Annotated in this window: 22 protein-coding genes and 1 pseudogene; 15 read left to right on the top strand and 8 right to left on the bottom strand. The window is 69.2% G+C overall.

Annotated features, from left to right (window positions below; all coding sequences use genetic code 11):
- Positions 1–26 precede the first annotated feature (26 nt).
- On the top strand, positions 27–452 hold the full coding sequence (locus ACZ56V_RS11630; protein WP_467379373.1) for a TetR/AcrR family transcriptional regulator: 426 nt from the start codon (positions 27–29) through the stop codon (positions 450–452).
- Positions 449–862: a transposase gene (locus tag ACZ56V_RS11625; RefSeq protein WP_467379428.1), complete on the top strand. Its 414-nt coding sequence runs from the start codon at positions 449–451 to the stop codon at positions 860–862. Before ACZ56V_RS11630 ends, ACZ56V_RS11625 begins: the two co-directional genes overlap by 4 nt.
- On the opposite strand, the gene ACZ56V_RS11620 is transcribed toward ACZ56V_RS11625, so the two are convergent.
- The 3 genes from ACZ56V_RS11620 to ACZ56V_RS11610 all read right to left on the bottom strand — a co-directional run bounded on the left by ACZ56V_RS11620 (position 859) and on the right by ACZ56V_RS11610 (position 2,926).
- On the bottom strand, positions 859–1,632 hold the full coding sequence (locus tag ACZ56V_RS11620; RefSeq protein ID WP_467379372.1) for an SDR family NAD(P)-dependent oxidoreductase: 774 nt from the start codon (positions 1,630–1,632) through the stop codon (positions 859–861). The two genes, ACZ56V_RS11625 and ACZ56V_RS11620, sit on opposite strands and share 4 nt — an antisense overlap.
- Before the next feature lie 144 nt (positions 1,633–1,776).
- Positions 1,777–2,535: an SDR family NAD(P)-dependent oxidoreductase gene (locus tag ACZ56V_RS11615; protein WP_468941320.1), complete on the bottom strand. Its 759-nt coding sequence runs from the start codon at positions 2,533–2,535 to the stop codon at positions 1,777–1,779.
- 124 nt (positions 2,536–2,659) lie between these two features.
- Positions 2,660–2,926 carry an Atu4866 domain-containing protein gene (locus tag ACZ56V_RS11610; protein WP_398915300.1) on the bottom strand — a complete coding sequence of 89 codons (267 nt, stop codon included), beginning with the start codon at positions 2,924–2,926 and terminating at the stop codon, positions 2,660–2,662.
- 173 nt (positions 2,927–3,099) lie between these two features.
- On the opposite strand from ACZ56V_RS11610, the gene ACZ56V_RS11605 reads away from it, so the two are divergent.
- From ACZ56V_RS11605 to ACZ56V_RS11595, 3 genes are all read left to right on the top strand, one after another.
- Complete coding sequence (locus ACZ56V_RS11605; protein WP_467379370.1) at positions 3,100–3,243, top strand: hypothetical protein; 144 nt, start codon at positions 3,100–3,102, stop codon at positions 3,241–3,243.
- A gap of 19 nt (positions 3,244–3,262) precedes the next feature.
- Positions 3,263–4,282, top strand: coding sequence for a serine hydrolase (locus tag ACZ56V_RS11600; protein WP_468941315.1), 1,020 nt, complete (start codon positions 3,263–3,265; stop codon positions 4,280–4,282).
- Between the two features lie 248 nt (positions 4,283–4,530).
- On the top strand, positions 4,531–5,322 hold the full coding sequence (locus ACZ56V_RS11595; RefSeq protein WP_468941312.1) for an ASCH domain-containing protein: 792 nt from the start codon (positions 4,531–4,533) through the stop codon (positions 5,320–5,322).
- Positions 5,323–5,411: 89 nt separating this feature from the next.
- On the opposite strand, the gene ACZ56V_RS11590 is transcribed toward ACZ56V_RS11595, so the two are convergent.
- From ACZ56V_RS11590 to ACZ56V_RS11575, 4 genes are all read right to left on the bottom strand, one after another.
- Positions 5,412–6,419 (bottom strand): NAD(P)H-dependent flavin oxidoreductase, encoded by a 1,008-nt coding sequence (locus tag ACZ56V_RS11590; protein ID WP_467379367.1) that lies wholly within the window; start codon positions 6,417–6,419, stop codon positions 5,412–5,414.
- Positions 6,420–6,427: 8 nt separating this feature from the next.
- The gene (locus ACZ56V_RS11585; protein ID WP_467379366.1) at positions 6,428–7,570 is read right to left on the bottom strand and encodes an acyl-CoA dehydrogenase family protein; all 1,143 of its coding nucleotides are present in this window, start codon (positions 7,568–7,570) and stop codon (positions 6,428–6,430) included.
- Positions 7,571–7,606: 36 nt separating this feature from the next.
- On the bottom strand, positions 7,607–8,227 hold the full coding sequence (locus tag ACZ56V_RS11580) for a TetR/AcrR family transcriptional regulator (protein WP_467379365.1): 621 nt from the start codon (positions 8,225–8,227) through the stop codon (positions 7,607–7,609).
- A gap of 256 nt (positions 8,228–8,483) precedes the next feature.
- Complete coding sequence (locus tag ACZ56V_RS11575) at positions 8,484–10,304, bottom strand: AMP-dependent synthetase/ligase (protein WP_468941308.1); 1,821 nt, start codon at positions 10,302–10,304, stop codon at positions 8,484–8,486.
- A gap of 295 nt (positions 10,305–10,599) precedes the next feature.
- Here ACZ56V_RS11575 and ACZ56V_RS11570 point away from each other — a divergent pair, with 295 nt between their 5' ends.
- Positions 10,600–11,805 (top strand): acetyl-CoA C-acetyltransferase, encoded by a 1,206-nt coding sequence (locus tag ACZ56V_RS11570; protein WP_468941305.1) that lies wholly within the window; start codon positions 10,600–10,602, stop codon positions 11,803–11,805.
- Positions 11,806–11,851: 46 nt separating this feature from the next.
- Complete coding sequence (locus ACZ56V_RS11565; protein WP_468941302.1) at positions 11,852–14,017, top strand: 3-hydroxyacyl-CoA dehydrogenase NAD-binding domain-containing protein; 2,166 nt, start codon at positions 11,852–11,854, stop codon at positions 14,015–14,017.
- On the opposite strand, the gene ACZ56V_RS11560 is transcribed toward ACZ56V_RS11565, so the two are convergent.
- Positions 14,008–14,691 carry a TetR/AcrR family transcriptional regulator gene (locus ACZ56V_RS11560; RefSeq protein WP_356361825.1) on the bottom strand — a complete coding sequence of 228 codons (684 nt, stop codon included), beginning with the start codon at positions 14,689–14,691 and terminating at the stop codon, positions 14,008–14,010. The genes ACZ56V_RS11565 and ACZ56V_RS11560 overlap by 10 nt on opposite strands.
- A gap of 128 nt (positions 14,692–14,819) precedes the next feature.
- Here ACZ56V_RS11560 and ACZ56V_RS11555 point away from each other — a divergent pair, with 128 nt between their 5' ends.
- From ACZ56V_RS11555 to ACZ56V_RS11520, 8 genes and pseudogenes are all read left to right on the top strand, one after another.
- Positions 14,820–16,049, top strand: coding sequence for an oxygenase MpaB family protein (locus ACZ56V_RS11555; protein ID WP_468941299.1), 1,230 nt, complete (start codon positions 14,820–14,822; stop codon positions 16,047–16,049).
- Positions 16,050–16,112: 63 nt separating this feature from the next.
- Positions 16,113–17,336: an oxygenase MpaB family protein gene (locus ACZ56V_RS11550; protein WP_468941296.1), complete on the top strand. Its 1,224-nt coding sequence runs from the start codon at positions 16,113–16,115 to the stop codon at positions 17,334–17,336.
- Between the two features lie 208 nt (positions 17,337–17,544).
- Complete coding sequence (locus ACZ56V_RS11545; protein WP_468941293.1) at positions 17,545–19,848, top strand: molybdopterin cofactor-binding domain-containing protein; 2,304 nt, start codon at positions 17,545–17,547, stop codon at positions 19,846–19,848.
- Positions 19,849–19,874: 26 nt separating this feature from the next.
- A complete protein-coding gene (locus ACZ56V_RS11540; protein ID WP_468941290.1) occupies positions 19,875–20,351 on the top strand; it encodes a (2Fe-2S)-binding protein in 477 nt (158 codons plus the stop codon).
- A 24-nt stretch (positions 20,352–20,375) separates the two neighbouring features.
- Entirely contained in the window at positions 20,376–21,434 is a 1,059-nt protein-coding gene (locus ACZ56V_RS11535; protein WP_467379357.1) for a porin PorA family protein, read from the top strand.
- A gap of 588 nt (positions 21,435–22,022) precedes the next feature.
- On the top strand, positions 22,023–22,169 hold the full coding sequence (locus ACZ56V_RS11530) for a hypothetical protein (protein WP_467379356.1): 147 nt from the start codon (positions 22,023–22,025) through the stop codon (positions 22,167–22,169).
- Positions 22,170–22,290: 121 nt separating this feature from the next.
- Positions 22,291–23,283 carry an aldo/keto reductase gene (locus tag ACZ56V_RS11525; protein WP_468941286.1) on the top strand — a complete coding sequence of 331 codons (993 nt, stop codon included), beginning with the start codon at positions 22,291–22,293 and terminating at the stop codon, positions 23,281–23,283.
- A gap of 143 nt (positions 23,284–23,426) precedes the next feature.
- Positions 23,427–24,491, top strand: a pseudogene (locus ACZ56V_RS11520) (IS701 family transposase); the annotation flags it as partial.
- Positions 24,492–24,642 lie beyond the last annotated feature (151 nt).

The raw sequence follows: 24,642 nt of genomic DNA, 5'->3' as shown, positions 1-24,642 counted from the left end.
GTGGTGTCGGACTCCCGCTGGAGGGCGTGGGAAAGCTCGTCCTGGCGGCGCGGATCACACATGGCGTGCACCGCAACAGCCTGTACAAGACGTTCGGAAGCAAACGCGGCCTCTACCTGACCGCTCTGCGCCGCCACCTCGCCGACGACGTCCGCCCGTTGCTCGACGCCCTTGCCGGCGCATCGGACACCGCGACCGCTCTGCGGCCCGTCACGTCGGCCGACCTCGGCCTGCTTCTCCTCGCGGCGGCCGAACGCGCACCGGTGGACGAAGAGGTCGCCACCGAGGTGAAGTCCGCGTTGGTCGCCGTCGACCAGTCGATCGCCGACGCGCTCGGTGTTTCCTCCGACCTGGCCACCGCCGTCACGGCCGCCGCGCTGGGCATCATCCTGCGCGGCAACCCGGAGAACGCCGCCACCGCACTGGCCCAAAGCCTCAGGCCGCGCACCTGAAGAGGAAACCACCATGGCACTGGTACGTATCGAAGGCGGCAACCTCTGGACGACCTGAGCGGGCAGTCCGCCGCCCTCGTCCCCGACGGACAGGGCCGCTCGCGGTTTCGCTGACCGGCGGCAACGTCAATGACGTCACCGGACTCGAGCCGCTGCTCGACGAGAGTCCCACCGTCGCGGACCGGGTCGGCAGGCCCCGCCGACGTCCCGACGCGCTGCCGGCCGACCGCGGCTACGACCACGAGAAATACCGTCGCCTGCTCCGGCAGCGAGGCGTCCGGCCCCGTGATCGCGTAACGGGGCGAACCCCACGGCACCGCGCCTTGGGCATCTTCCGCTACGCCGTCGAGCGCACGACCGCCTGGCTCCACGGCTTCCACCGCCTGCGGTGCTGTCTTACGCGTCGCTAGATCGCGGTGAAACCGCCGTCAGCGGCGACCACGGCTCCCGTGACGAAGCTGGAGCGGGGCGAGACGAGGAAGCACAGGACTTCGGCGATCTCCTCGGGCTGCGCCACACGTCCCAGTGGCTGCGCGGCGGCGAAGGACGCCAGGTAGGCGCGGCTGTCGGGGCGGATCGTGTCGAGGAAGTCCGTCTCGATGACGCCCGCGGCCACGAGGTTGGCGCGGATGCCCAGCGGGCCGCCCTCGACGGCGAGCACCTTGGTCAGTTGGGCCAGAGCGCCCTTCGACGCACTGTAGGCGACGCCTTCGGGCAGGGCGACGGTGGAGGCGTACGAGCCGGTGCTGACGATGGCGCCGCCGCGGCCCTGCATGGCCCGGAATGCCTCGCGGGCGCAGAAGAAGGAGCCGCGGGCGTTGACCGCCATCACGGTGTCCCAGTCCTCGGCCGTGGTCTCGGTGATGGGTTTGTTCTGGGTGCGCCCGGCATTGTTCACGAGGATGTCCAGTCCGCCGAAGGCGTCCAGGGCCGTTGCCACCGCGCGGTGGGCGGTCTCCTCCTGGGTGATGTCACCCCTTGTCGCGACGACGCCGGGAAACTCCCCCGCCAGGTTCGTGACGTCGGGGCGGAGGTCGAGGGCGACGACCCGGGCGCCACGGGCGTGGAGGAGGGCCACGGTCTCCCGGCCCACCCCTCGCGCGGCTCCGGTGACGAGGGCGATCTTGCCGGCGAACTCGGTGGATTCGGATGGTGCGGCGGATGCGGTTGCAGGTGTCATGGTGCGGTCCCTGGAGATGGTGAGTGCGGGCGCCGGTGCGGGGGCACCTGAAGTGCTGTGCAGTGGTGCGGTGCGCGGACCGGGCGGGCCGCGCCGTTGACGCCTTGACGACAGGCCCACGTGGACGTCGTACGGCTGGGTTGTTCAGTGTGCGGTGAGCCCGCCGTCGACCACCAGCTCCGTGCCGGTGACGAACGAGGAGTCGTCGCAGGCCAGGAAGAGGATCGCAGGTGCGATCTCGTCGGCGCGGCCGGCTCGGCGCATGGGGGTGCGTTGGATGTCCGGCTGCTGGTCGCCCTGGTCGTCCAGGAGTTCCTGGATCATCGGCGTGGCGATCACGCCCGGATGCACCGAGTTGATCCGTACTCCCTGCCGGGCGTACTCGACTGCGGCGGTCTTGCTCAACAGGCGCACGGCCCCCTTGGACGCCTGGTAGGCCGCAGCGGCACCGCTTCCCACCAGGCCGAGTACCGACGACGTATTGATCACCGAAGCGTTGCCGTTCGCGCGCAGGAGCGGCATCGCCGCCTTCATGCCGAGCCAGGTGCCTTTCTGGTTCACGTCGATGACGCGGTCCCACGCCTCTTCCTGCGTGTCCTCGATACCTGGCCAGTCCACGATGCCGGCGAGGTTCACGAGTACATCCAGCGTTCCGAATCGGTCGCGTACGACGGTGATCACTTCGTCCCACTCCCGCGCGGAGGAGACATCGAGGCGAGCAGTGACGACCTCCGCGCCTTGTGCCCGGATCCGGTGGGACAGGTCCCGCAGGGGGCCTTCGGCGATATCGGTGATCACCAGCCGGGCGCCTTCGCGGGCGAAGAGTTCGGCGGTCGCTGTGCCGAGGCCGCCGGTCGCGCCCGTGATCAGCGCGACCTTGCCGTCAAGTCGTTGTCCTGTCATGGATATGGTCCTTGATTCTCGTTGCTGCCGGCTGACTGACTGGCTGACTGCTGTGCCGGGATTTCCTGGTCCGCCGACGGCGGATTCGCCCCCGGTGCCCGGGACGGCCGTGGCTGGGCCTCCGCTACGGCTGCTTCTGCTCCCGGTAGAGCACGAGGTGCTCGTGACAGAGCACCCCGTCCCGGATGTCGCCCGTGGCGGTGAACCCGGTGTCGTCGATGTAGTCCAGGTGACTGCCGGTCACCGTGTACCGGCCGGTGTACGCGCTGCGCCGCTCGCCGCGGGCTTCGTCGTAGCGGCCGTCCGGCAGCAACTCCTGACGGATGTGACCATCCGCGGTCACCCACATCCCGACCACGTCGACGTGGTCGCCCTCAACAGTCCCGGCCATGGCGGACTCCTCTCCTCGAATGGTGCGGTCCTTCCTGCACCGCCGAGTCTGGACGGGTCAACGGCCATCAACCAGGACGCGTACTGCCTGGGTGTGGCACACCCAGGCAGCACACCGGGCCACCGCCTGGTGCCGTAACGGATTGGTTCAGCGGTTGACGCTACTGTCCGCGCATGAGTCAGCTCCCCGGCATTCAGAAGCCCTCGGTGCGCGCCGACTTCTCGGCGGAAGGTGCTTGGGAGGCGCTGCGGGAGGCGTTGTTCTCGCCCAGCAAAAACGGCTTCACCGCCGAGGCGCCTGGCGATCTCGAACTCTGATTCGATTATCATCTCACCCGTGCATGAGAACCCACGTGGTCGGCGACGCGGACGCTCCCGTCGGGAGCAACGACGTCGCCGCAGGGCCAGGCGACGCCGCATAACGTGGACCGTGACGTCGGTCGTGATCCTTTTCGGCGGCGTCACCACGTATGCCATCACCGGGAGCGACTCCGGTGAGCCGCCCACTCCCGCCCGGGCGAAGGCTCCGTCCTCGCCAGCCGTCTCGGCCCGGGCGAAGGCAGGCGAGGCGCCCGCGGACGCGCCGGAACCGCTGCCGTCGCCCATCCCCGCACAGGAGTCGTCGTTCGCTCTCCAACCGGCTCTGGCTCCCGTGACGGCGCTCTTCGGCGCCAACCGGATGTCCGTGGCGATGCTGGACGTCAAAAGCGGTGCCATGGCGACGTACGGACACGACGCCTTCGACACCGCCAGCATCGTGAAGGTGGACATCCTGGCGACCCTGCTGCTCCAGGCCCAGGACGAGGGCCGGAGGTTGAGCACCGAGGAGCGTGCCCAGTCCGCTGCCATGATCCAGAAGAGCGACAACGACTCCACCAGTGCCCTGTGGACCCGTATAGGCAGTGCCTCCGGGCTCGACGCGGCCAACGAACGGCTCGGCCTGTCCCAGACACAGGGTGGTGAAGGGACCGTTTGGGGCATCACCCAAACCACAGCGGAGGATCAGATACGCCTGCTCCAGTCCGTGTTCGGCGACAAGTCGCCCTTGAGCGAGGCGTCGCGTGCCTACATCCAGGACCTGATGCGGCACGTCGTGGGAAGCCAGACCTGGGGCGTGTCCGCAGCAGCCGACTCGGGCACGACCGCACTGAAGAACGGGTGGCTCAAGCGGACCCAGACCAAGAAATGGGACGTCAACAGCATCGGACGGATACAGCATGAGGGCCGCGTCTATCTGATGGCGGTACTTCTCAACGGCTGCAGCACCCAGGAGGTCGGCATCAGCCTTGTGGAGCAGGCCTCGCGCGCGTCCGCGGCGGCGTTCTCCCGACAACTCAAGGAGAAGTCCACCACCTGACGGCCCGGCCCCACATGCTCGCGAGTGGCTTCACCCGTCTGTGCCCGTAGATCGCGATGGCCCCGGCCAGCAGTACACCTTTGCCGAGTTCCGCACGCCCTTTGGGGACCAGCGAGAGTCGGCCGAAACCCTGTGGAGCCGGCCTGCGTCGCGTGGAATGCTCCTGGGCGACTGCTGAGGGAAGGGAGGGTCAAAAGGTGTACGTCCCGTCATCTGCGCGAGCTCTCGATGACGACGAGCGTGAACTCGTGGAGCTGGCACGCCGCACCACAGACGCGCATACCGACGCCGGGCCCGACGAAGACGGGATCCACACGACGGCCGCCGCGGTCATGGCCGCCGACTACCGGATGTTCACCGGCGTGAACCTGTACCACTTCACTGGCGGGCCCTGCGCCGAACTCGTGGCTCTGGGAGCCGCGCGAGCCCAGGGCGCCCGCCAGATGCGCTGCATCGTCGCCGTGGGAAACCACGGGCGCGGGGTCATCGGCCCGTGCGGGCGCGATCGGCAGGTCTTCGTGGACTACTACCCCACCACGCGCGTCATCGTGCCCACCCCCGCGGGGCTCAGGTCCGTGCTCGCCGCCGACCTGATGCCGCTCGTTCAACGGTGGACCCCGGAGGCGGGCATGAACGGTCTCGACCCATCGCTCTACCAGGATCCCGAGACGGCTGGTCCGCCGATCATTCGGTTCAACCCCCGCTACCTCGAAGTCGTCCGCTCCGGCGCCAAGACCAAAACCACCCGCTTCCGGGACCCTACGCAGCTCGGCCCGGCAAGACTGGTATTCGAGAGCGACCCTGAAGTCGTCCTGTCGGCAGAGGTGACCGATATCAGGCACTGCATGGTCAGCGACCTCACCAACCAGGATGCGCAAGCTGAGGGGCTGACGACCGCAGCCCAACTCCGGGAAGCCCTCAAAGGCCACTACCCGGCCATCGTTGGAACCGACGAAGTCGATGTCGTCACCTTCCAGATCAACGACAAGACGGACGTCCTCGGGCGGCATGGCGACCCTCGGCCCCGGCCTGCCCCGTGAGCAGCGGTCGATGCGCCGACACCGCACGATTGACCATGATCGCCACAGCGGGATCACCCCATCCACCCGGCACGACACCTCACCCGCTGTCACCCACCGACTCGTTGGTCGGTCCGGGTCGTGGACGCGCGGCGCATGGCGGCCAGTCTCCCGGAGATCAGCGCTTCGGCCCCCGTCACGATCCGCCGCACGACATCCTCGACGGTCGGGATGTCGCCGATGAGCCCCTGGGCCAGGCCGGCACTCCAGATGCCGGCGTCCAGGTCACCGTCCTCGAAGACCTTGCGTCCCCTGGCGCCGGCGACCAGCTCCCGTACGTCCGGGAACTCGCCCCCGTCGTGGAGTATGTCGACGACCTTCCGGCTGACGGAGTTGCTTGCCACCCGGGCGGTGTTGCGCAGGGGACGGAAGATCAGCTCGGTGTCGAGTTCGCTGTTGGCGACGATCTGTTCCTTGACGCGCCGGTGTACGGGGGATTCGGCAGTGCACAGGAAGCGGGTGCCCATGTTGATGCCCTCGGCGCCCAGCGCGAGAGCGGCCACCAGACCGCGGCCGTCCGTGAACCCGCCGGAGGCTATCACCGGAATGGACACCCGCTGCGTGGTCGCGGGAATGAGGATCAGGCCCGGAATGTCGTCCTCCCCGGGGTGGCCGGCGCATTCGAAACCGTCGATGCTCACCCCGTCGACGCCGATCTTCTCGGCCTTCACCGCGTGGCGGACGCTGGTGCACTTGTGCAGCACCTTCACCCCGTGGGCACGGAACTCAGGCAGGTGGTCCGCGGGGCTGAAGCCGGCGGTTTCGACGACCTTCACGCCGGATTCGATGATCGCGCGGCGGTACTCGTCGTACGGGGGCGGGTTGATCGACGGCAGGATCGTCAGGTTGACGCCGAACGGCTTGTCGGTCATCTCCCGGCACCGCGCGATCTCCTCGACGAGCGCCTCCGGAGTCGGCTGGGTGAGCGCCGTAAGGAAGCCGAGCGCACCCGCCTCGGCCACCGCCGCGACGAGTTGAGCCCGGCCCACCCACTGCATACCGCCCTGGACGATCGGGTGTTCCACACCGAACGTCTCGCAGAATCGTGTGGTCAGCATCGTGGTTCCTACAGGCCGTAGGTCTTGCCGATGATGTCCCGCTGGATCTCACTCGTTCCGCCGTACACCGTGGACACGACGGTCGAGCGGAGCAGGGCCTCCATGCCGTACTCCGTGGCGTATCCGTAGCCGCCCATCATCTGCATGCCCTCCAGGGTCACGTGTTTGGCGAGCTCGGTGCATTTGAGCTTCGCCATGGACGCTTCGCGCGCGAACACACGGCCGGGTTCGGCGTCGATCGCGCGGGCGACGTCGTCGAGGAGCAGCTGGGCGCATTCGAGCTCGGTGGCCATGTCGGCGATCCGGTGCTTGAGTGCCTGGAAGGAGCCGATGGGGCGGCCGAACTGTTCGCGCTGGCGGACGTAGGTGAGGGTGTCGTCGAAGGCCCGTCGCGCGACGCCCAGCATCAGGGCGGCGAGGATCATCCGTTCCAGGTTCAGCCCGGCCATGAGCTGTGTCCAGCCCTGTCCGGGCTCGCCGACCACCGCGGAGTCGGGCAGGAAACAGTCGGTGAAGTAGAGGTCGTTGACGTCCTTGCCGCCCATGGTGTCGATGCCCCTGATCTGGAGTCCGTCGGCGTCCGTGGGCACCATGAACTGAGTGATGCCGTGATGCTTCGACTCCCCCTGTTCCGTGCGGGCGATCAGCAGAACGTGGTCGGCGAAGTGAGCGTTGGAGCACCAGGTCTTCTGGCCATTGACCAGGTATCCCCCGGTGGTGCGTTCTGCGCGGCAGGTCAAGGCGCCCACGTCGGAGCCGGCACCGGGTTCCGACATCGAGATGGCCTCGACCCGGCCGGCGGCCACGCCTTCGAGTACGGTGCGCTTCTGCTCCTCGGTGCCGAACTTCTCGTAGGCGGCGGCGGCGATGACGGTGGTGCCGAAACCGCTGATGGGGGCCAGCCCGTACGAGGTCTCCTGGAGGAACAGGCAGAGGTCGGTCATCCCCTGGCCCGCCCCTCCGTACTCCTGCGGGATCGCGATGCCGAGCCAGCCCAGACGCGCCATCTTCTCGTACAGCTTCTGGTTGTGCTGCTCCTGACCGTTCGCGGTCAGCTTGTCGCGCTGTTCCTTTGTTCCGCACTCGCGGCGGCAGAAGTCGGCGATCGCCTTGACCAGATCGCGGCGTTCGTCTGACAGGACTCGGGGCATGAAGCTCTCTCCTTGACAAGGGGGCTGAAGGTGTCGTCACGTGTCCCGCAGCGCGGGATAGACCGTGCCGACCAGGTGGAGAACGGTGCGTGTGAGCATCACGTGCAGGTCGCTGCGGCTGAGGGTGCCGCGCACCAGCCATTCGCGGGAGGCGGCCTTGAGCATGCTGCTGTGGGCGCGGATCATCGCCCGGAGCTTCTCCCTCCCCTCGGTGACGTCGGCCATCATGGCGGCCTCGAGGACACGATCCGTCGCGATCTCGTCGGCTTCGAGCATGATCTGGTCGATCTCCGGATCGTTGCCGAGCGCTTCCAGGCCGATCGCCGACAGCCACATCTCCCGGTTGCGTTCCACGACCTCGAGCCACCGGTCGACGCAGATCGCGACGCGCTCCTCCGCGGTGGTCGGCGGCAGACGCTCCGAGACGGACGCCGGCACGACCATCATCTGCCGGACCACCTCCAGGTACAGCTGTCGCTTCCCGCCGAAGTAGTGGCTGACCAGGGCGCGGGCCACTCCTGCCTCGGAGGCGATGTCCGCGATCGACACCGTGCTGTAGCTCTTGGCCCCGAACAGCCTGCGGGCGACGCCGAGGATCTCGGCTCGCCGGGCGTCCGGCTCCATCCTGCGGCGCGGGGCCTGGCGCTGAACGCCCATGTGGTGGTTCCTTCCGTGGTCGCGGTGTGCCGGACCTAGGGGGTGTCGTTTGGATCTTGCCGGGGTCGCGGGGCCTGGCACGCACATCTGCGGCGTTGTCGTCGGTTGCCAACTCCCCCACTCTCGGCCGCGCTCGCGCGGGGGACCCCCATCGCGTTGTCGCCCTCCTCCGCCATGCAGCTGCACGCACCAGACCCCGCTCGGGTCGGCCACAAGGCACCGTCGCCCGGAGCCGGCCTGATCCAAACGACAGCCCCTAGGTGTACATCGACTCGATCGTGGCGGCGTGCGCTTCGTCTATGGCGCGGCGGCGAAGGCTCAGCTTCGGTGTCAACTCGCCGGTCTCCGCGGTCCAGGGGCCCGCGAGGACACGGTGTTTCTTCACCTGCTCCGCACGCGACAGCACCGCGTTCACCTCGGCCACGGCCTGGTCGAGCGCCGCGTGGACCTCCGGGTGACGGGACAGCGCGTCCAGGTCGGACGCGTCGGCGATGCCGTTCGCCCGCGCCCACAGCGGGGCCGCCTCCTCGTCCAGGACCAGCAGGGCGGTGACGTAGCGCCGCCGGTCCCCGATGACGACGGCATGGGCGATCAGGGGGTGCGCCCGCAGCTGGGACTCGATCCTGGTAGGGGCGATGTTCTTCCCGCCGTCGGTGATGATGATCTCCTTCTTGCGGTCGGTGACGGTGACGAAGCCACGTGAATCGACCGTTCCCACGTCGCCGGTGGGCAACCAGCCCTCCGCGTCGGTCGCGGGCTCGATACGGCCATCGCTCTGCAGGTAGCCGGCGAACACGACCGGCCCTCTGACGAGGAGTTCGCCGTCGTCGGTCTCCTTGACCTCGATGCCGGGCCCCGGCTGCCCGACCGAGCCGAGCGCGAACGCCTCGGGGGTGCTGACCGTCGCGGCGCCGGTGGTCTCGCTCAGTCCCCACACCTCGTACACCGGCAGCGCCACGCTCGCCAGGAACTCCAGTACGCGGGCCGGGATGGGTGCCGCGCCACTGAAGGCCCTGTGGCACTCGTCGAGTCCGATCGCGGCCCGGAGCGGCCGCATCACCCGCGCGTCGAGATGCTCCAGGGCCTCGGCGAGCTCCGCCGGGACGTCCTTGCCGTCGGAGCGGAGGCGGTACACCTCCAGCGCGGTCTGCCGGGCCTGCTCCATGGCCGCGGACTGTGCTTCGGGCAGTGCCGCCAGCTTGGCGCGCAGGCCGGAGGCGAGCTTCTCCCACACCCGGGGCACCCCGAAGAAGCCGTGCGGACGCACCGTGAGGAGCGTGGGCAGGAGCTGATCGGGCTGCGGGCAGATCGTGACGTGGCCGGCGTTGCAGACGGGCATGTAGAGGCCCAGGACCCGCTCGGCGATGTGGGCCAAGGGAAGGTACGCGACCGAGCGGGGGTGGTCCGGGACCTTGACGAGCTGATCCTGCATCAGGCACTCATGGATCACGTTGCGGTGGGAGAGCACCACTCCCTTGGGGTCCCCCGTCGTACCCGAGGTGTACGCAAGGGTCAGCGGCTGGTCGGTGGTGACGGCGTCCGTGAGCTCCTCGAACGCGGCATCGTCGGGAGGCACCGCGCCGCGCACGGCCGTGTAGCTGACGAATCGTGGGTCGTCGGGGGGAGCGGCGTCCCAGTCGAGGACGACGACGGCGCGCAGGTTCGGCAGGCCGTCCAGGACCGGCCGCCACCGCTGCATCTGCTCCTTGCCCTCCAGAACGAGGACGGCAGCCGCGCTGTGCCGTGCCACGGCGCCGATCTGCTCGGTGCTCAGCGTGTCGTACGTGCTGCAGGGCAGGGCGCCGACATGGACCGCGGCCAAGTCGGCGATCCAGTGCTCCGCACGCTTGGACATGGCGATGAGCATGCGATCGCCCCGGTTCAGTCCAAGGGCCACGAGACCGCGGGTGACCGCGGCGACCTCGGCGCGCAGCTGCGACCAGGACAGGGTCCCGGCGTCGGGGCCGATGCCGGTGGTCAGCGCCGGACGCTCGGCGTACTGCCGGGCGTTGCGGCGCAGTAGTGCCGTGATCGTCAGCCCTTCGACGGACTGGTGCAGCTGCTCTGCTGTGGCCACGACGGGCTCCCTCCCTCGCGAGACGTGAGCGGATTCCTGAGCGGTCCCCACAGTGAACCGCTCTTGGCGGTCAGTCAATATGCCGTGCAGCCCCGAGTTCCACGCGCCCGCCAGACTCAGGGCAGTCCACGAACTCCCCCTGTCGTCCAGTGAATTGATTTCGGGAGACTTCTGTTGACGCCAAGCCAATAACGGTTCTTACTTGTTCCCACCGGATCCACCACCTGTACCCGGCGCCCGCGGAGTGCCCGGATCGGCAGCACGACGCCTGCCGACGAGAGGAAGTGCCAGGACAGTGACCGAAGCATTCATCTACGACGCGATCCGCACCCCGCGCGGTCGGGGCAAACGGGGTTCGCTGCACCACGTCAAGCCGGTCTCACTGGTGACGGGCCTGATCGACGAGATCCGTCGCCGCCACCCGGGTCTCGACCCGCAACGTCTGGACGACGTCGTGCTCGGCGTGGTCTCCCCGGTCGGTGACCAGGGCATGAACATCGCCAAGACGGCGGCGCTGGCGGCGGGGCTGCCGGACCATGTGGCCGGCGTCCAGCTCAACCGGTTCTGCGCGTCGGGGCTGGAGGCGGTGAACACAGCCGCGCAGAAGGTCCGTTCCGGCTGGGAGCGCTTGGTGATCGCCGGCGGCGTGGAATCCATGTCTCGGGTGCCGATGGGCAGTGACGGCGGTCCGATGGCGGCAGATCCCGAGACCGCCTTCGACACGCACTTCGTGCCGCAGGGCATCGGCGCCGACCTGATCGCGACCATCGAGGGCTTCTCGCGCGAGGACGTCGACGCATACGCGGTCCGGTCCCAGCAGCGGGCCGCTCACGCATGGTCCGGCGGCTACTTCGCCAAGTCCGTCGTTCCGGTCAGGGACCGCAACGGCGTCACCGTGCTCGCCCAGGACGAACACATGCGTCCGGAGACGACGACGGCAGCGCTCGCCGGGCTGAAGCCCTCCTTCGCCGGCCTCGGCATGGCGGGCTTCGACGATGTGGCCCTGCAGAAGTACCAGTGGGTGGAGCGGATCGAGCACGTACACACCCCGGGCAACGCCTCCGGGATCGTGGATGGTTCGGCGCTCGTCCTGGTCGGGACGGAGCAGGCGGGAACGGAGTGCGGCCTGCTCCCCCGGGCGCGCGTCGTGGCGACCGCGGTGAGCGGAGCCGACCCGACGATCATGCTCACAGGCCCGGCTCCGGCCACCCGCAAGGCGCTGGACCTCGCCGGCCTGACGGTGGACGACATAGACCTGTTCGAGATCAACGAGGCCTTCGCCTCGGTGGTCCTCCGCTACGTCAAGGACCTCGGTCTGCCGTGGGAGAAGGTCAACGTCAACGGTGGCGCGATCGCCATGGGGCACCCGCTCGGCGCCACCGGGGCGATGCTGGTGGGCACCGCCCTGGACGAACTCGAGCGCCGCTCGGCGCGACGGGCCGTGGTCAGCCTCTGCGTGGGCGGCGGCATGGGCATCGCCACCGTGATCGAACGACTGTGACACCCCTGCCCGTCCACGCACGTCACCCGAGAGGAGCGCCCTGCCGATGCGGGAGAACAACATGATCCACTGGGAACAGGGGTCCGACGGGGTCGTCCTGCTGACCATGGACGACCCCGACCAGCCGGTCAACACGATGAACCAGACCTACGTGGACTCGATGGAGGCCACCGTCACCCGTCTCGAGGCGGAGCGGGAGAACATCACCGGGGTCGTCCTCACCTCCGCCAAGAAGAGCTTCTTCGCCGGCGGAGACATCGGCTTCATGAGCAGGGCGCGGCCGGACAACGCCGAGGAACTCAGTGAGCTGTGCACGCTCCTGAAGTCACAGTTGCGCCGGCTGGAGACGCTCGGCAGGCCGGTGGCCGCGGCCATGAACGGCACGGCACTCGGCGGCGGGTTCGAGATCGCGCTCGCCAGCCACCGGCGCATCGCCCTGTCCACGCCGAGCATCCGCTTCGGCCTGCCGGAGGTGACTTTGGGCCTGCTGCCCGGCGCCGGTGGTGTCAGCCGGACCGTCCGCCTCCTGGGACTCCAGGACGCGCTGGCCGACATCCTGCTCACGGGACGGCAGTACAAGCCGCAGGAAGCGCTGGCCAAGGGCCTGGTCCATGAACTCGCCCGGACGCCGCAGGAACTGCTCGCCAAGGCCCGGCAATGGGTCCTGGCGCATCCCGAGGCCACTCAGCCGTGGGACGCCCCGGGCTTCCGGATCCCGGGAGGATCCCCTTCCCGTCCCAAGGTGGCGGCGATGCTGCCGGCCCTCTCGGCGCACCTGCGCAAGCAGCTGAAGGGTGCGAACGTGCCGGCCCCCCGCAACATCCTCGCCGCGGCCGTCGAGAGCGCGCAGGTCGACCTGGAGACCGGGCAGAAGATCGAAACCGGTTATCTCGTGGAACTGATGACAGGTCAGGTCTCGACCAACATGATGCAGGCGTTCTTCTACGACATGCAGCACATCGGCTCCGGTGGCAGCCGTCCCGACGGCTACCCGCCCCACACCGTGCACAGGGTGGGCGTACTGGGCGCCGGCATGATGGGGGCCGGCATCGCGTACTCCTGCGCGCGCAGCGGTGTGCCGGTGGTGCTCAAGGACGTCACCTACGACGCGGCGAAGAAGGGCAAGGACTACTCCCGACAGGTCCTGGTCAAGGACGTGGCACGCGGGCGGCTCTCCCAGCACAAGGCCGACGAGGTGCTCGCACGGATCATGCCGACCGCCGACGCGGCAGATCTCGGCGGCTGCGATCTGGTGATCGAGGCGGTCTTCGAGGATCCGGACCTCAAGCAACAGGTCTTCCGCGACATCGAAGACGTCGTCGCGCCGGACGCCGTGCTGGGGTCCAACACCTCCACCCTGCCGATCACCGGGCTGGCGGAGGGGGTCAGGCGTCCCGAGGACTTCATCGGTCTGCACTTCTTCTCCCCCGTGGACAAGATGACCCTGCTGGAGATCATCACCGGGGAGAGGACCAGCGAGCACACCGTGGCGAAAGCGGTCGACATAGCGCGGCAGATCGGCAAGACGCCCATCGTGGTCAACGACAGCCGGGGCTTCTTCACCAGCCGCGTGATATCCAAGTTCATCGACGAGGCGGTGGCCATGATCGGTGAGGGACTGCCTCCCGCCTCGGTGGAGCAGGCCGGCTCACAGGCCGGCTACCCCGCACCTCCGCTGCAGCTGCTGGACGAGCTGACGCTCACCCTGCCCCGGAAGATCCGTGAGGAGACCAGGGCCGCCGTCCTGGCCGAGGGCGGCGACTGGCATCCGCACGGTTCGGAGCCGGTCGTGGACCGCATGATCGACGAGTTCGGGCGGGGCGGACGTTCCTCGGGCGCCGGGTTCTACGAGTACGTCGACGGCCGGCGAACGCGGCTGTGGCGCGGCCTGTACGAACACTTCGCCGCGCCGGGACGCGAGATCCCGTTCGAGGACATGAAGGAACGGATGCTCTTCGCCGAGGCGTTGGACACGGTCCGATGCCTCGACGAAGGCGTACTGCGGTCGGTGCCCGACGCCAACATCGGCTCCATCCTGGGCATCGGCTTCCCCGCCTGGACCGGCGGCGTACTGCAGTACATCAACGGCTACCCCGGCGGACTCCACGGCTTCGTCACCCGCGCCGGGGACCTGGCCGAACGGTACGGCGAGCGGTTCGAGCCGCCCGCGTCCCTCGTGGCCAAGGCCGAGAGGGGCGAGCGCTACGAGTGAAGCGAGTGCGGTGGCCCGAGCATCGGCACGAGGAACTGCCGGGCCACCGCACGCACCTGCTCGTCGTCGTCGAGATCGATCACATGGCTGGGAATGACGAGGAACGACGCGGACATGCGGACCATCATCTCGGCCACCAGGTCCACCTGCACATGGCCGGCGATGTTCCCCGCACGCTGTTCCCGAAGCAGTCGCGATGCCACGAACTGTTGGACCACAGCCAGCGTGCGGCCGCCGTCACTGGTCATGGACGGCACCACGGCATCCGGCTCGGCGGTCATCAGACCGCCGATGAGACGGTTGTGGCGGATGGCCCTGAGCGAACTCACGAACCCCACGACGACCCGGTCGGCGACGGTGTCGGCGTCCTGGATGTCCACGATGAAGCGATCGAAGTACCGCCGGAACTCTCGGCGTACGACCTGCTCGACCAACTGGTCCTTGGTGGCGAACCGGCGGTAGACCGTGATGCGGGAGACACCGGCCAGCCTCGCCACGTCCGCCATGGTCGACCGCTTGACGCCCATGCGGCAGAACTGCTCGTAGGCGGCGTCGAGCAGCCGCGCCGAGACCTCGTCATCCAGCTCCGCGCCCTCGACGGCCTCGGCGAACGCGCTCTCCAGCACGGACGGAGCACCGGACGACCTCATGAGTGCCAACAGGACAGGTTCCACGACTGCCTCCCTGATTCTGTGAAGCCTCTGGCGTTCACGTCACGCATGTGCTCCCCTGTTGAAACAACGAAGCACGTCGTGTTTCATCGTACCAACCCTGCAGCGATGCCAAGGAGGAGTTCGCAACGATGGACGGACTCAGCAGGCGCAAGATGTTATTCGCGAGTGGGGCCCTGGGAGCCTTCGGGGCACTGAGCCTCGCCTCGCCCACCCACGCACGAACCCTGTGGACTTGGGCACCGAGCGGCTCGGTGGCAGGCAAAGGAGCGGGCCTCGACCCCGAATGGGTCTGGGACGAGGAGGTCGACCAGCTGGTCGCCGCCGTCATCGACCGCGGTGACGTTCCCCGGGTCAACGCCGCGCTGCGCACATGGACACGCAACGACCAGGCGCTGCCGGCCGGGCTCCCCGCGGACCTGCGCGACTTCATGGAGAAGGCACGCCAACTGCCCGCCTGGGCGGACCGGGACAAGCTCGAGAGGGCGGCCGAGTTCAACAAGTCGAGGGGCCTCTACCTCAACCTGCTGAACGGTGTCGGCGGCGGCATGCTGAGCACCGCCATCCCCCGTGAGGCGCGCGCCGTCTACTACTCCAAGGGCGGCGCCGACATGGAGGACAGGGTCGCCAAGACGAGCCTGCTGGGCTTCGCCGTCGGGGACCTCAACGCCTTCCGGCCCGACGGAGATGTCATCGCACAGGCCGTCAAGACGCGCCTGGTGCACGCCGCCGTACGGCATCTGCTGCCGCAGTCCCCCGACTGGGCCCGGACCAGCGGCGGCCAGACGATCCCCATCAGCCAGCAGGACATGCTGGTCACCTGGCACAGCCTGCCCACCTACGCCATGCGGAAGATGCTCGAGTGGAAGGTCCCCGTCCCCGCCGCCGATTCTGCCGCCTACCTGCACGTGTGGCAGGTCACCGCACACCTGCTCGGCATCCGGGACGAGTACATCCCCGCCACCTGGGACGCGGCCAACGCACAGTCCAAGCAGGTCCTCGACCCCATCCTCGCCTCCACGCGCGAGGGCGTCGAACTCACCGACATCCTGCTGCGCCAACTCGCCGAGCAGACCAGCCCCGGCGGGATCGACCGCCCGCTCGTCAACGCCCTCGCCCGGTACCTGGTCGGCGACCAGGTCGCCGACTGGGACGGGATCCCGCGCGAGCCGTTCTGGGAGAAGGCGATCGAGACCGCCTGGCCGAAGCTGGTCGCCTTCCGCGAGAAGCTGATCCCGCTGCCCCTGGTACCGCCGCTGGCCTGGACGATCGACGAGGCGGCCCGGCAGTACATCCTCTTCTACCTCACCAAGGGACGCGGGACCCACATCGAGATTCCCGAAACCAACCGTCCCGCCTGACCGAGCCGGCACCCGCGCGCATGGCCACTTCGGCCTCGGCGGGACTCAAGGAGGAGTTCCCCAATGGACGACCTCAGCAGGCGCAAAATGCTGATCATGGGAGGAGCGCTCGGAGCGCTCGGAGCACTGGGAGCCGCGTCACCGGCCCAGGCCCGGTCCCTGTGGACGTGGGCGCCGAGCGGCTCGGTGGCGGGCAAGGGAGCGGGCGTCGACCCCGACTGGGTCTGGGACGAGGAAGCGGATCCCGTCCTCGCCGCCGTGATCGAGCGCGGCGACGTGGCCAAAGCCAACGAAGCGCTGCGCAAGTGGACCCGCAACGACCAGGCACTGCCGGCCGGACTCCCCGCGGACCTGCGCGACTTCATGGAGAAGGCACGCCAACTGCCCACCTGGGCGGACCGGGACAAGCTCGCGGCCGCGGCCAGGTTCACCACGAAGAAGGGCATCTACACCGGGGCTCTGTACGGCCTCGGCAGCGGCCTGTTGAGCACCGCCATCCCGAGAGAGGCGCGCGCCGTCTACTACTCCAAGGGCGGCGCGGACATGAAAGACCGCATCGCCAAGACGGCCCAGCTCGGCTACGACGTCGGGGACCTGGACGCCTACCAGCCGCAGGGCGGGATGATCGTGACCGCCGTGAAGACCCGGCTGGTGCACGCGGCCGTACGGCATCTGCTGCCCCAGTCGCCGGGCTGGTCCCGCACCAGCGGCGGCCAGACCATCCCCATCAGCCAGGCCGACATCATGGTCACCTGGCACAGCCTGGCCACGTTTGTCATGCGCAAGCTAAAGGAGTGGAAGGTCCCGATCACCACCGCCGAGTCGGACGGCTACCTGCACGTGTGGCAGGTCACCGCCCATATGCTCGGCGTCCTGGACGAGTACATCCCCGCCACCTGGGACGCGGCCAACGCACAGTCCAAGCAGGTCCTCGACCCGATCCTGGCGTCCACCCCGGAGGGCACCGAGCTGACCGACGTCCTCCTCGACATCGTCGCGGAACTCGACGCCGGCCTCACCAGGCCCCTCATCAACGGCTTCGCCCGGTACACCCTGGGCGACCGGACCGGTGATCTGATCGGGCTGGACCGGGAGCCGTTCTGGAAACCGCTGATCAGCACCGCCTGGCCGCTGCTGGTGGCCTTCCGTGAAGGACTCATCCCGCTTCCGCTGATCCCCCAGGCCGCCTGGACCGTGGAGGAAGCCCTCCGCAAGTTCGTCCTGCTCTTCCTCAGCGAAGGACGGGGCATCCACCTCGAGATCCCGGATGCCAACCGCCCCTCCTGAACCGCGTCCGGCACCACGACAAGGGGGTACGCCCCCACCGGCGTACCCCCGCAGGTGCCGCACAAGCCCGCCCGAGCCACCCGACCACGCGAACACGAGTTGAGACGATGACGACATCGCCCCATGGCGGAACGACACGCTTGTGCCCGGTTCGGGCCGCCCACGCACAGCACCCGGCGGAACCTGCCCCAGGAGCAGGGGGCCACCGGTGACGGACACCGATCACTCCTCCCACGACGCCGTCGCGCAGCCCTTCGCCAGACGCCGCTTCCTCGGATACGTCCTGGCCGCTCCGACGCTGGTGACGGCCGCCCAGCTCGTCCCCGCGTCCGAGGCGCGTGCGGACATCCCGTCGCCGGAGATCACGGAACTCATCGACCTCAACGACGTGATGACGGCGGCGGCCCTGCCGACCTCCGGCCTGATCACGGTCGAGGTGAACACCGACGGCACCGTGTCCTTCGCGCTGCCGCGAACCGAGGTGGGACAGGGGATCACCACGTCGACGGCCATGCTGATCGCCGAGGAACTCGGCATCCCCCTGACCCGAGTGCACATCACCCTGGCCGCCGCGCGTCCGGAGCTGCTCTTCAACCAGCTCACCGGCGGATCCAACACGACGTTCTCCACCTACACCCCGATCCGGGTGGCCGCCGCCGTCGCCCGGGACCGGCTGCTCCGGGCCGCGGCCACCGCATGGGACACCGCCGTCACCGAGCTGACCTGGAAAGCGGGAATCGTCACCGGCCCCGGAGGCCGGAGCGCCGGCATGGGGGCCCTGTCCCGCGCGGCGGCGGGCACGCGGACGGAGCAGGTGCCGGTCAGCCTCAAGCCCCGCGACATGTTCACCGTCATCGGCAAGCCGCACAACCGCGTCGACGCACACGCGGCGGTCACCGGACGCAAGACGTTCACACTGGATCTGAACGTTCCGGACGCACTGCCGACCATGGTGTGCCGTCCGCCGACGATCAACGGCAAGGTCGGAACGGTGTCCAACCTGTCCGAGGTCCGTTCCATGCCCGGCGTCACCGACGTGGTCGTGATATCGACCGGGGTGGCCGTGCGTGCCACCACCTTCGGCCGGTGCATCGACGCGGTGCGTGCGTTGCGGGTGTCGTGGAAGCCCGGCAGCGCCGAGGGCAAGTCCGACGACTCCGTGCTCAAGGAACTGGGCGCTGCCGAACTACCCATGGGCCTACCGCCGTTGACGCCCCACGTGGAGGAACGGTTCACGTTCCACTTCCGCAGCAACAGCGCGCTGGAACCCAACTGCGCGATAGCCGACGTGCGCTCCGACCGTGCCGAGATCTGGTCGAGCCTCAAGGCTCCGATCGTCGCGAAGGAGGCGATCGCCGCCAGACTCGGACTGCCCCTCGGGGCAGTGACCGTGCATGTCACGGAGGGAGGGGGCTCCTTCGGCCGCAAACTCTTCTTCGACGCCGCGCTGGAGGCCGTGGAAGTCTCCCAGCGGATCCGCAAGCCGGTGAAGCTCATGTGGCATCGCGCCGACGACTCCCGCCAGGGGCGCACCCATCCCATGGCCACCTCGCGCGTGCGCATCTCCTATCTTGGCAACACCGTCCTCGGCTACAAGCAGCGGCACACCAGTGTGTCGACCGACCTCAGCCACGGGCTCGGGGAGATCTTCACCGCCCTGGCCGCGAAACTGCCGGTGGGTGACATCGGGTTCTCGGAGACCTTCTTCCAGCTCTCCCAGTCGATGCCCTACGACTTCGGCGCCAACAGCCGGCTCCTGAGCGAAACCGACAAGGGCTTCAACACCGGCAGCATGCGCAACGTGTACTCCCCCGACGTCACGTGCGCCCGGGAACTCCTCGTCGACCGGCTCGCCGGGAAGATGGGCAAGGACCCCTACCGGTTCCGGCACGACTTCCTGCGGGACGACCGCTGCCGGGCCGTCCTGGACAAGGCGGCCGAAGCCGGGAACTGGGGCCGGAGCATGCCGGCCGGCACCGCGCAGGGCATCGCCTTCCACTCCGAATACCACTCCGCGAGCGCGGTGCTGGTGGAACTCGACTGCCGCCCGCAGACCGTCAACCGCCCCATCCGCGACGGTGTCGCCGGCCCGCGCGTCACCAAGGCCGTCATCGCCGTGGACGTCGGCCTCGCCGTCAACCCACGTGGTCTGGAGGCACAGATGATGGGCTGCCTCATGGACGGCATCGCCCTGACCCTTACCTCCAGCCTGCACCTGCGCGACGGGCACTTCCTCGAAGCCAGCTGGGACAACTACTTCTACACCCGGCAGTGGAACACACCGCCCGAACTCGACGTCATCGTCATACCGCCCAGCACCGGCACGCCCGGCGGCGCGGGGGAACTCGGTGTCGCCGCGTCGATGGCCGCGGTCGCGTGCGCGTACGGCCGTGCCACCGGCACGATGCCCACGGTCTTCCCGATCAACCACGGCACCCTCTCCTTCGAACCGAAACCCACCGTCCCGCCCATCCCGGCGTCCCCCGTCGACGGCCTGGACCACGTCCGCTGAAACCCGTGAAACACCTGGGAGTTCCCGTGCCCAAGCACACATTCCGCCTCAACGGCGAGCAGGTCACCGTCGACGCCCCGGACGACGAGCGGCTGCTGTGGGTCCTTCGCGACCTCCTCGCCGTCACCGGACCCAAGTACGGCTGCGGCATCAACGTCTGCAAGGCCTGCACGAGCCACCTCAACGGCAGGGCCGCGAACCCCTGCGCCATCCCCGTACGGGACCTGAGGCCGACCGACGAGGTCACCACCATCGAGGGTCTCCCGGCCACCGTGGGCGCGGACCTGCACCCGATGCAGAAGGCCTGGCTCGACCAGGACGTGGCCCAGTGCGGCTACTGCCAGCCCGGACAGATCATGGCCGCCGTCGCCCTGGTCCGCCGCGTCAGGGAGGAGGGCCGCACGATCACCGAGGCCGACCTGGACGGAATCCGCAACATCTGCCGGTGCGGCACCTACCCCCGCATCCGCGAAGCGATCAGGGCCGGCGCCGAGAACATGTGACCAGACCGTTGAAGGGAGGACGCCGTGTCCGCTCGCCGTCCGTCGATCGTGCTCATCGCCCTGGCCGTGCTCCTCGTCGCCGCCGCGGCCGTCGTACGGCTCGTCGTGGCCCCGAACGCGACGAAACTGCCCGGCGACACCGACCAGACAGTGCACTACGCGGGCAAGGCCACCTTGCTGGACGGCAAGGCCCTGCTCTCCGGGGACACCGCGCACGCGCTCCGCTCCGGCATCCCGGTCACCGCCGACCGGCGAGTGCGGGTCACGTCCACACACGGCGACACCGCCGTGATCGAGGACTTCCTGACGGTCCACGCCGGCGAGCAGTCCCTGCCCAGCTCGAAGACGTACGCCGTCGACCGGACAAGCAGGGAGGGTGCGTCGCCACCCGCCTCGACATCGGTGGAGCCTTCGCAAGGAGCCCTGAGTTCGGCCTTCCCGCCGGACGCCGGACAGGACGACTCCCACACGTACTACGACGCCACGACCCGTTCGATCGTGCCCGTCCACTACACCGGAACCGCACGTCGGGAGGGCCGCGCGGTGAACGTCTACGAGATCAAGGTCTCTGCCCCCGTCAAGGACCCGGCCGTGCTCGAACCGCTGCCCACCACCCTGCCGAAGAACCTCGTCGCGGGCCTGGTGCACACCCTCGCCCCAGGGACTCAGGCCCGTCTCACGCCCAACGCGCTGGCCGCACTGCCGGACCCGGTGCCGCTCACCTACCTCGGCCAGTCAACGCTGGTCGCCCACATCGACCAGCAGACCGGCATCGCCCTCGACCAGACCCTGAGCAGGAAGACGGTGGCGACCACCTCTGTCGCCGGTGCGCCAACGCCTCTGATGCCGGTATCTGCCCTGACGCTCAAGGTCACTCCGGACAGCGCGCACGACCTGGGCGACAAGGCGGCATCAGCCGGTCGGATCCTCACCCTCCTGACCGACCTCGCACCCCTCGCACTGCTCGTCACCGCCGCCCTGCTCCTCCTGGCCGCGTTCCTCCTCACACGGAGGCGCCGACAGCCCGCCCCAGACGGGCCCGTCACGGACGGTGCCCGCAGTTCATCCCCCCGGGGCCGGTAGCGGCTCAGCCGTGGTGCGAACCGCACCCGGACGACTGTGCAACCCCTTCCGTCTGCTTCTCCGCGCGGTCCTGCTTCGCCGTCGGCGCAGTCGACGTTCCTGTGGACTTGTGGAGGCGTCGAAACCGGACGGTCGCGAAGCAGGTCGTCATGGTGGCGTGTGCTGACCGGTAGCAGGCCGTCGGGACGTAGCACGCAGCGCATCTCGGCCAGGGCGGTGTCCGTATCCTGCTCTGTCAGCAGGTGAGGCAGCGAGTTGTCGGCGCCGACGACCGTGTCGAAACGGCCCTCAGGAAAACGGGAGGCGTCGCATGTCGGCAGCGGCCGTGCGCAGGCACAGGTTCCGGCTGGCGGCCTCACGGACAGCGCGGGCCGCGGCGCGGGGGCTGAGGCCGGTCCCGGGGACCGCTGCCCGCGCAGCGCCAGGCCGATGGCCTGCGTGCCGATGCCGCAGGAACAGTCGAGAACCGCCGCGCACTCCTGGCCGATCAGGGCGTCCAGGGCACCCCCTGCCGACGGATGCTCGCGTCCCAGTCTGAATGGATCAGGGGGTAGTCATCAGCTAGTACTCCAGTCTGACTTCGCGATCTTGTCGCTGATCCTGCTGGGACCGGGTCCGGCCGCTGGGCTGCTGCACCCGCTGGTGAAGACGGCCGGGAAGTACGCGGTGTCCGGGCCCTGTGGCGACCTGCTGCCGGTGGACCGCTTCACCCTCACCCGCTCCCGCCGTGCCTGACCCGTCGGCGGGGGCCGTCCCTCCGGCTTGACTTCGAACGCGCTCCAAGTCCTAGCGTCGGAGGCAATTCGTCAGCCCTCGAGGTACCGCCCGGTCCGCTGGGCAGGAGGAGTGTCCGCGCATGATCACCCGAACCACGCTCGGCTCGCCCGGTCTCACCGTCAGCGCGATGGGCCTGGGGTGCATGGGGATGAGCGAGAGCTACGGTGCCGCCGACTGGGACGGCGGCCTGGCCACCATCGACCGGGCCCTGGAGCTGGGCATCACATTCCTGGACACCGCCGACGCCTACGGCACCGGGCACAACGAGGTGCTGGTGGGCCGGGCCATCCACGGCCGCCGGGAGCAGGTGCAGCTGGCCACCAAGTTCGGCATCGACCGCAGTGCCGGCGACCGGGGACGCCGCATCCGCGGTGCCCGGGACTTCGTGCTGCGCTCCTGCGACGCCTCGCTGCTGCGGCTGGGCGTCGAGGTGATCGACCTGTACTACGCCCACCGCCCGCCCCAGGACGTGGAGATCGAGGAGACCGTTGGGGCGATGGCCGAGCTGGTCGAGGCGGGCAAGGTCCGCCATCTGGGCCTGTCCGAGGTCGACGGCGAGCTGCTGCGCCGGGCGCACGCGGTGCACCCGATCACCGCGGTGCAGAGCGAGTACTCGCTGTGGAGCCGCGACGTCGAGGCGGTTACCCCGGTGATGGCCGAGCTGGGGGTCGGGCTGGTGCCGTACTCGCCGCTGGGGCGGGGGTTCCTGACCGGCGCCCTGGACCGCTCCACGCTGGGCGAGAAGGACTTCCGGCGCACCAACCCCCGTTTCGCCGGCGAGGCGGGCGAGGCCAACGAGAAGATCGCGCAGACCGTGCGCGAGGTGGCCGACCGGCTGGGTGCCACCCCGGCCCAGGTGGCGCTGGCCTGGGTGTACGCCCAGGCCGAGCGGCTCGGGGTGGCGGTGGCGACCATTCCGGGCACCCGCAGCCCGGCCCGGCTGGAGCAGAACGCGGCCGCGCTGGAGCTCACCCTGGACGCCGAGGCGCTGGCCGCGCTGGACCCGCTGAGCGACCAGGTGACGGGCGAGCGCTACACCCCCGCACACACCGCTGAGGTCGCTCGGGGTTAGGACTCCAGTCCGACTTCGCGAACTTGTCGCGGACCCGGCCGGGAACGGGTACGGCCACCGCCTGATCATCGGGGGTTGTGTGGACTCCTGAAGATCGTGCGGTGGCCGCGAGCCATAACGTAGACCCTGCCCGCTGGTGGGCCATGTTCGACCGGGTCACGGCCCGGATCGCGGGCCGGTTCGGGCGGGTTGAGCCACGGAGGACGGCCCGCGCCTATCTGCTCGGGCTGCTGTCGGGCGTTGAGCGGAAGAACTGCTGGCAGCTGGCCGAACAAGCCGGTCACGCCCGGCCCGGGCCGATGCAGCGCCTGCTGCGCTACGCCCGCTGGGACGCCGATACCGTCCGCGACGACCTGCGCGCCTACGCCGCCGAACACCTCGGCACCGACGGCGGTGTCCTGGTCGTGGACGAGACCGGGTTCGTGAAGAAGGGGTCCGCCTCGGCGGGCGTGCAACGGCAGTACACCGGCACCGCCGGACGCATCGAGAACAGCCAGGTCGGTGTGTTCCTCGCCTACGCCACCCGCCGGGGACGAGCGTTGATCGACCGCCGCCTCTACCTGCCCGAGCACTCCTGGTGCACCGATCCCGAGCGCCGCCGGGCTGCCGGGATACCCGACGAGGTGGACTTCGCCACCAAGCCCCGCCTTGCCGGTGAGATGATCGCTGCCGCGCTCGACGGCGGTGTCACCGCCTCCTGGGTGACCGGCGACGAGGCCTACGGCCAGGACCCGCAGCTGCGAACAACCCTGGAAAAACGCGGCATCGGCTACGTCATGGCCATCGCCTGCTCGATTCGGGTCCGCATCAACCACGGCCGCACTCCCCTCCGCGCGGACACCATCGCCAGCCGTCTGCCCGCCACGGCCTGGCACCGCCACAGCGCCGGCAACGGAGCGAAAGGCCCGCGCTACTACGACTGGGCCTGGATCCACATCGGCGCCAGCAGCCACCGCCACCTGCTCATCCGCCGCAACCGGACCACTGGCGAACTCGCCTTCTACCTGTGCTGGTCACCCGCCCAGGCGCCCCTGTCCGAACTGGTCCGCGTCGCCGGCATCCGCTGGAGCGTGGAGGAATGCTTCCAGGCCGCCAAGGGCCAGGTCGGACTCGACCACTACCAGGTCCGCAACTGGACCTCCTGGCACAGGCACGTCACCCTCGCCATGCTCGCCCTGGCCTTCCTGACCGCCCTCGCCGCCGACGCGGCCCCCGACCGGCCCGCCAATCCGCACCATCCCGCCCTCAGCCGGGACCCCATCGCGCTGACCGTCCCGGAAATCCGCCACCTGCTTGCCGTCGTCTTCCACCCACCGGCCCGGTCAGTGGCCAAGCTGCTGCACTGGTCCACCTGGCGCA

The organism is Streptomyces sp. NPDC034099, from assembly GCF_055575415.1.
This window is presented reverse-complemented; position numbering and strand designations above follow the sequence as displayed.

Coding starts and splice junctions, on each gene's coding strand:
- ACZ56V_RS11615 (WP_468941320.1), bottom strand. CDS start 2,535: ATGACAGGACAACGACTTGACGGCAAGGTCGCGCTGATCACGGGCGCG.
- ACZ56V_RS11580 (WP_467379365.1), bottom strand. CDS start 8,227: ATGGGCGTTCAGCGCCAGGCCCCGCGCCGCAGGATGGAGCCGGACGCC.
- ACZ56V_RS11590 (WP_467379367.1), bottom strand. CDS start 6,419: ATGCTGACCACACGATTCTGCGAGACGTTCGGTGTGGAACACCCGATC.
- ACZ56V_RS11585 (WP_467379366.1), bottom strand. CDS start 7,570: ATGCCCCGAGTCCTGTCAGACGAACGCCGCGATCTGGTCAAGGCGATC.
- ACZ56V_RS11605 (WP_467379370.1), top strand. CDS start 3,100: ATGAGTCAGCTCCCCGGCATTCAGAAGCCCTCGGTGCGCGCCGACTTC.
- ACZ56V_RS11620 (WP_467379372.1), bottom strand. CDS start 1,632: ATGACACCTGCAACCGCATCCGCCGCACCATCCGAATCCACCGAGTTC.
- ACZ56V_RS11550 (WP_468941296.1), top strand. CDS start 16,113: ATGGACGACCTCAGCAGGCGCAAAATGCTGATCATGGGAGGAGCGCTC.
- ACZ56V_RS11565 (WP_468941302.1), top strand. CDS start 11,852: ATGCGGGAGAACAACATGATCCACTGGGAACAGGGGTCCGACGGGGTC.
- ACZ56V_RS11610 (WP_398915300.1), bottom strand. CDS start 2,926: ATGGCCGGGACTGTTGAGGGCGACCACGTCGACGTGGTCGGGATGTGG.
- ACZ56V_RS11555 (WP_468941299.1), top strand. CDS start 14,820: ATGGACGGACTCAGCAGGCGCAAGATGTTATTCGCGAGTGGGGCCCTG.
- ACZ56V_RS11525 (WP_468941286.1), top strand. CDS start 22,291: ATGATCACCCGAACCACGCTCGGCTCGCCCGGTCTCACCGTCAGCGCG.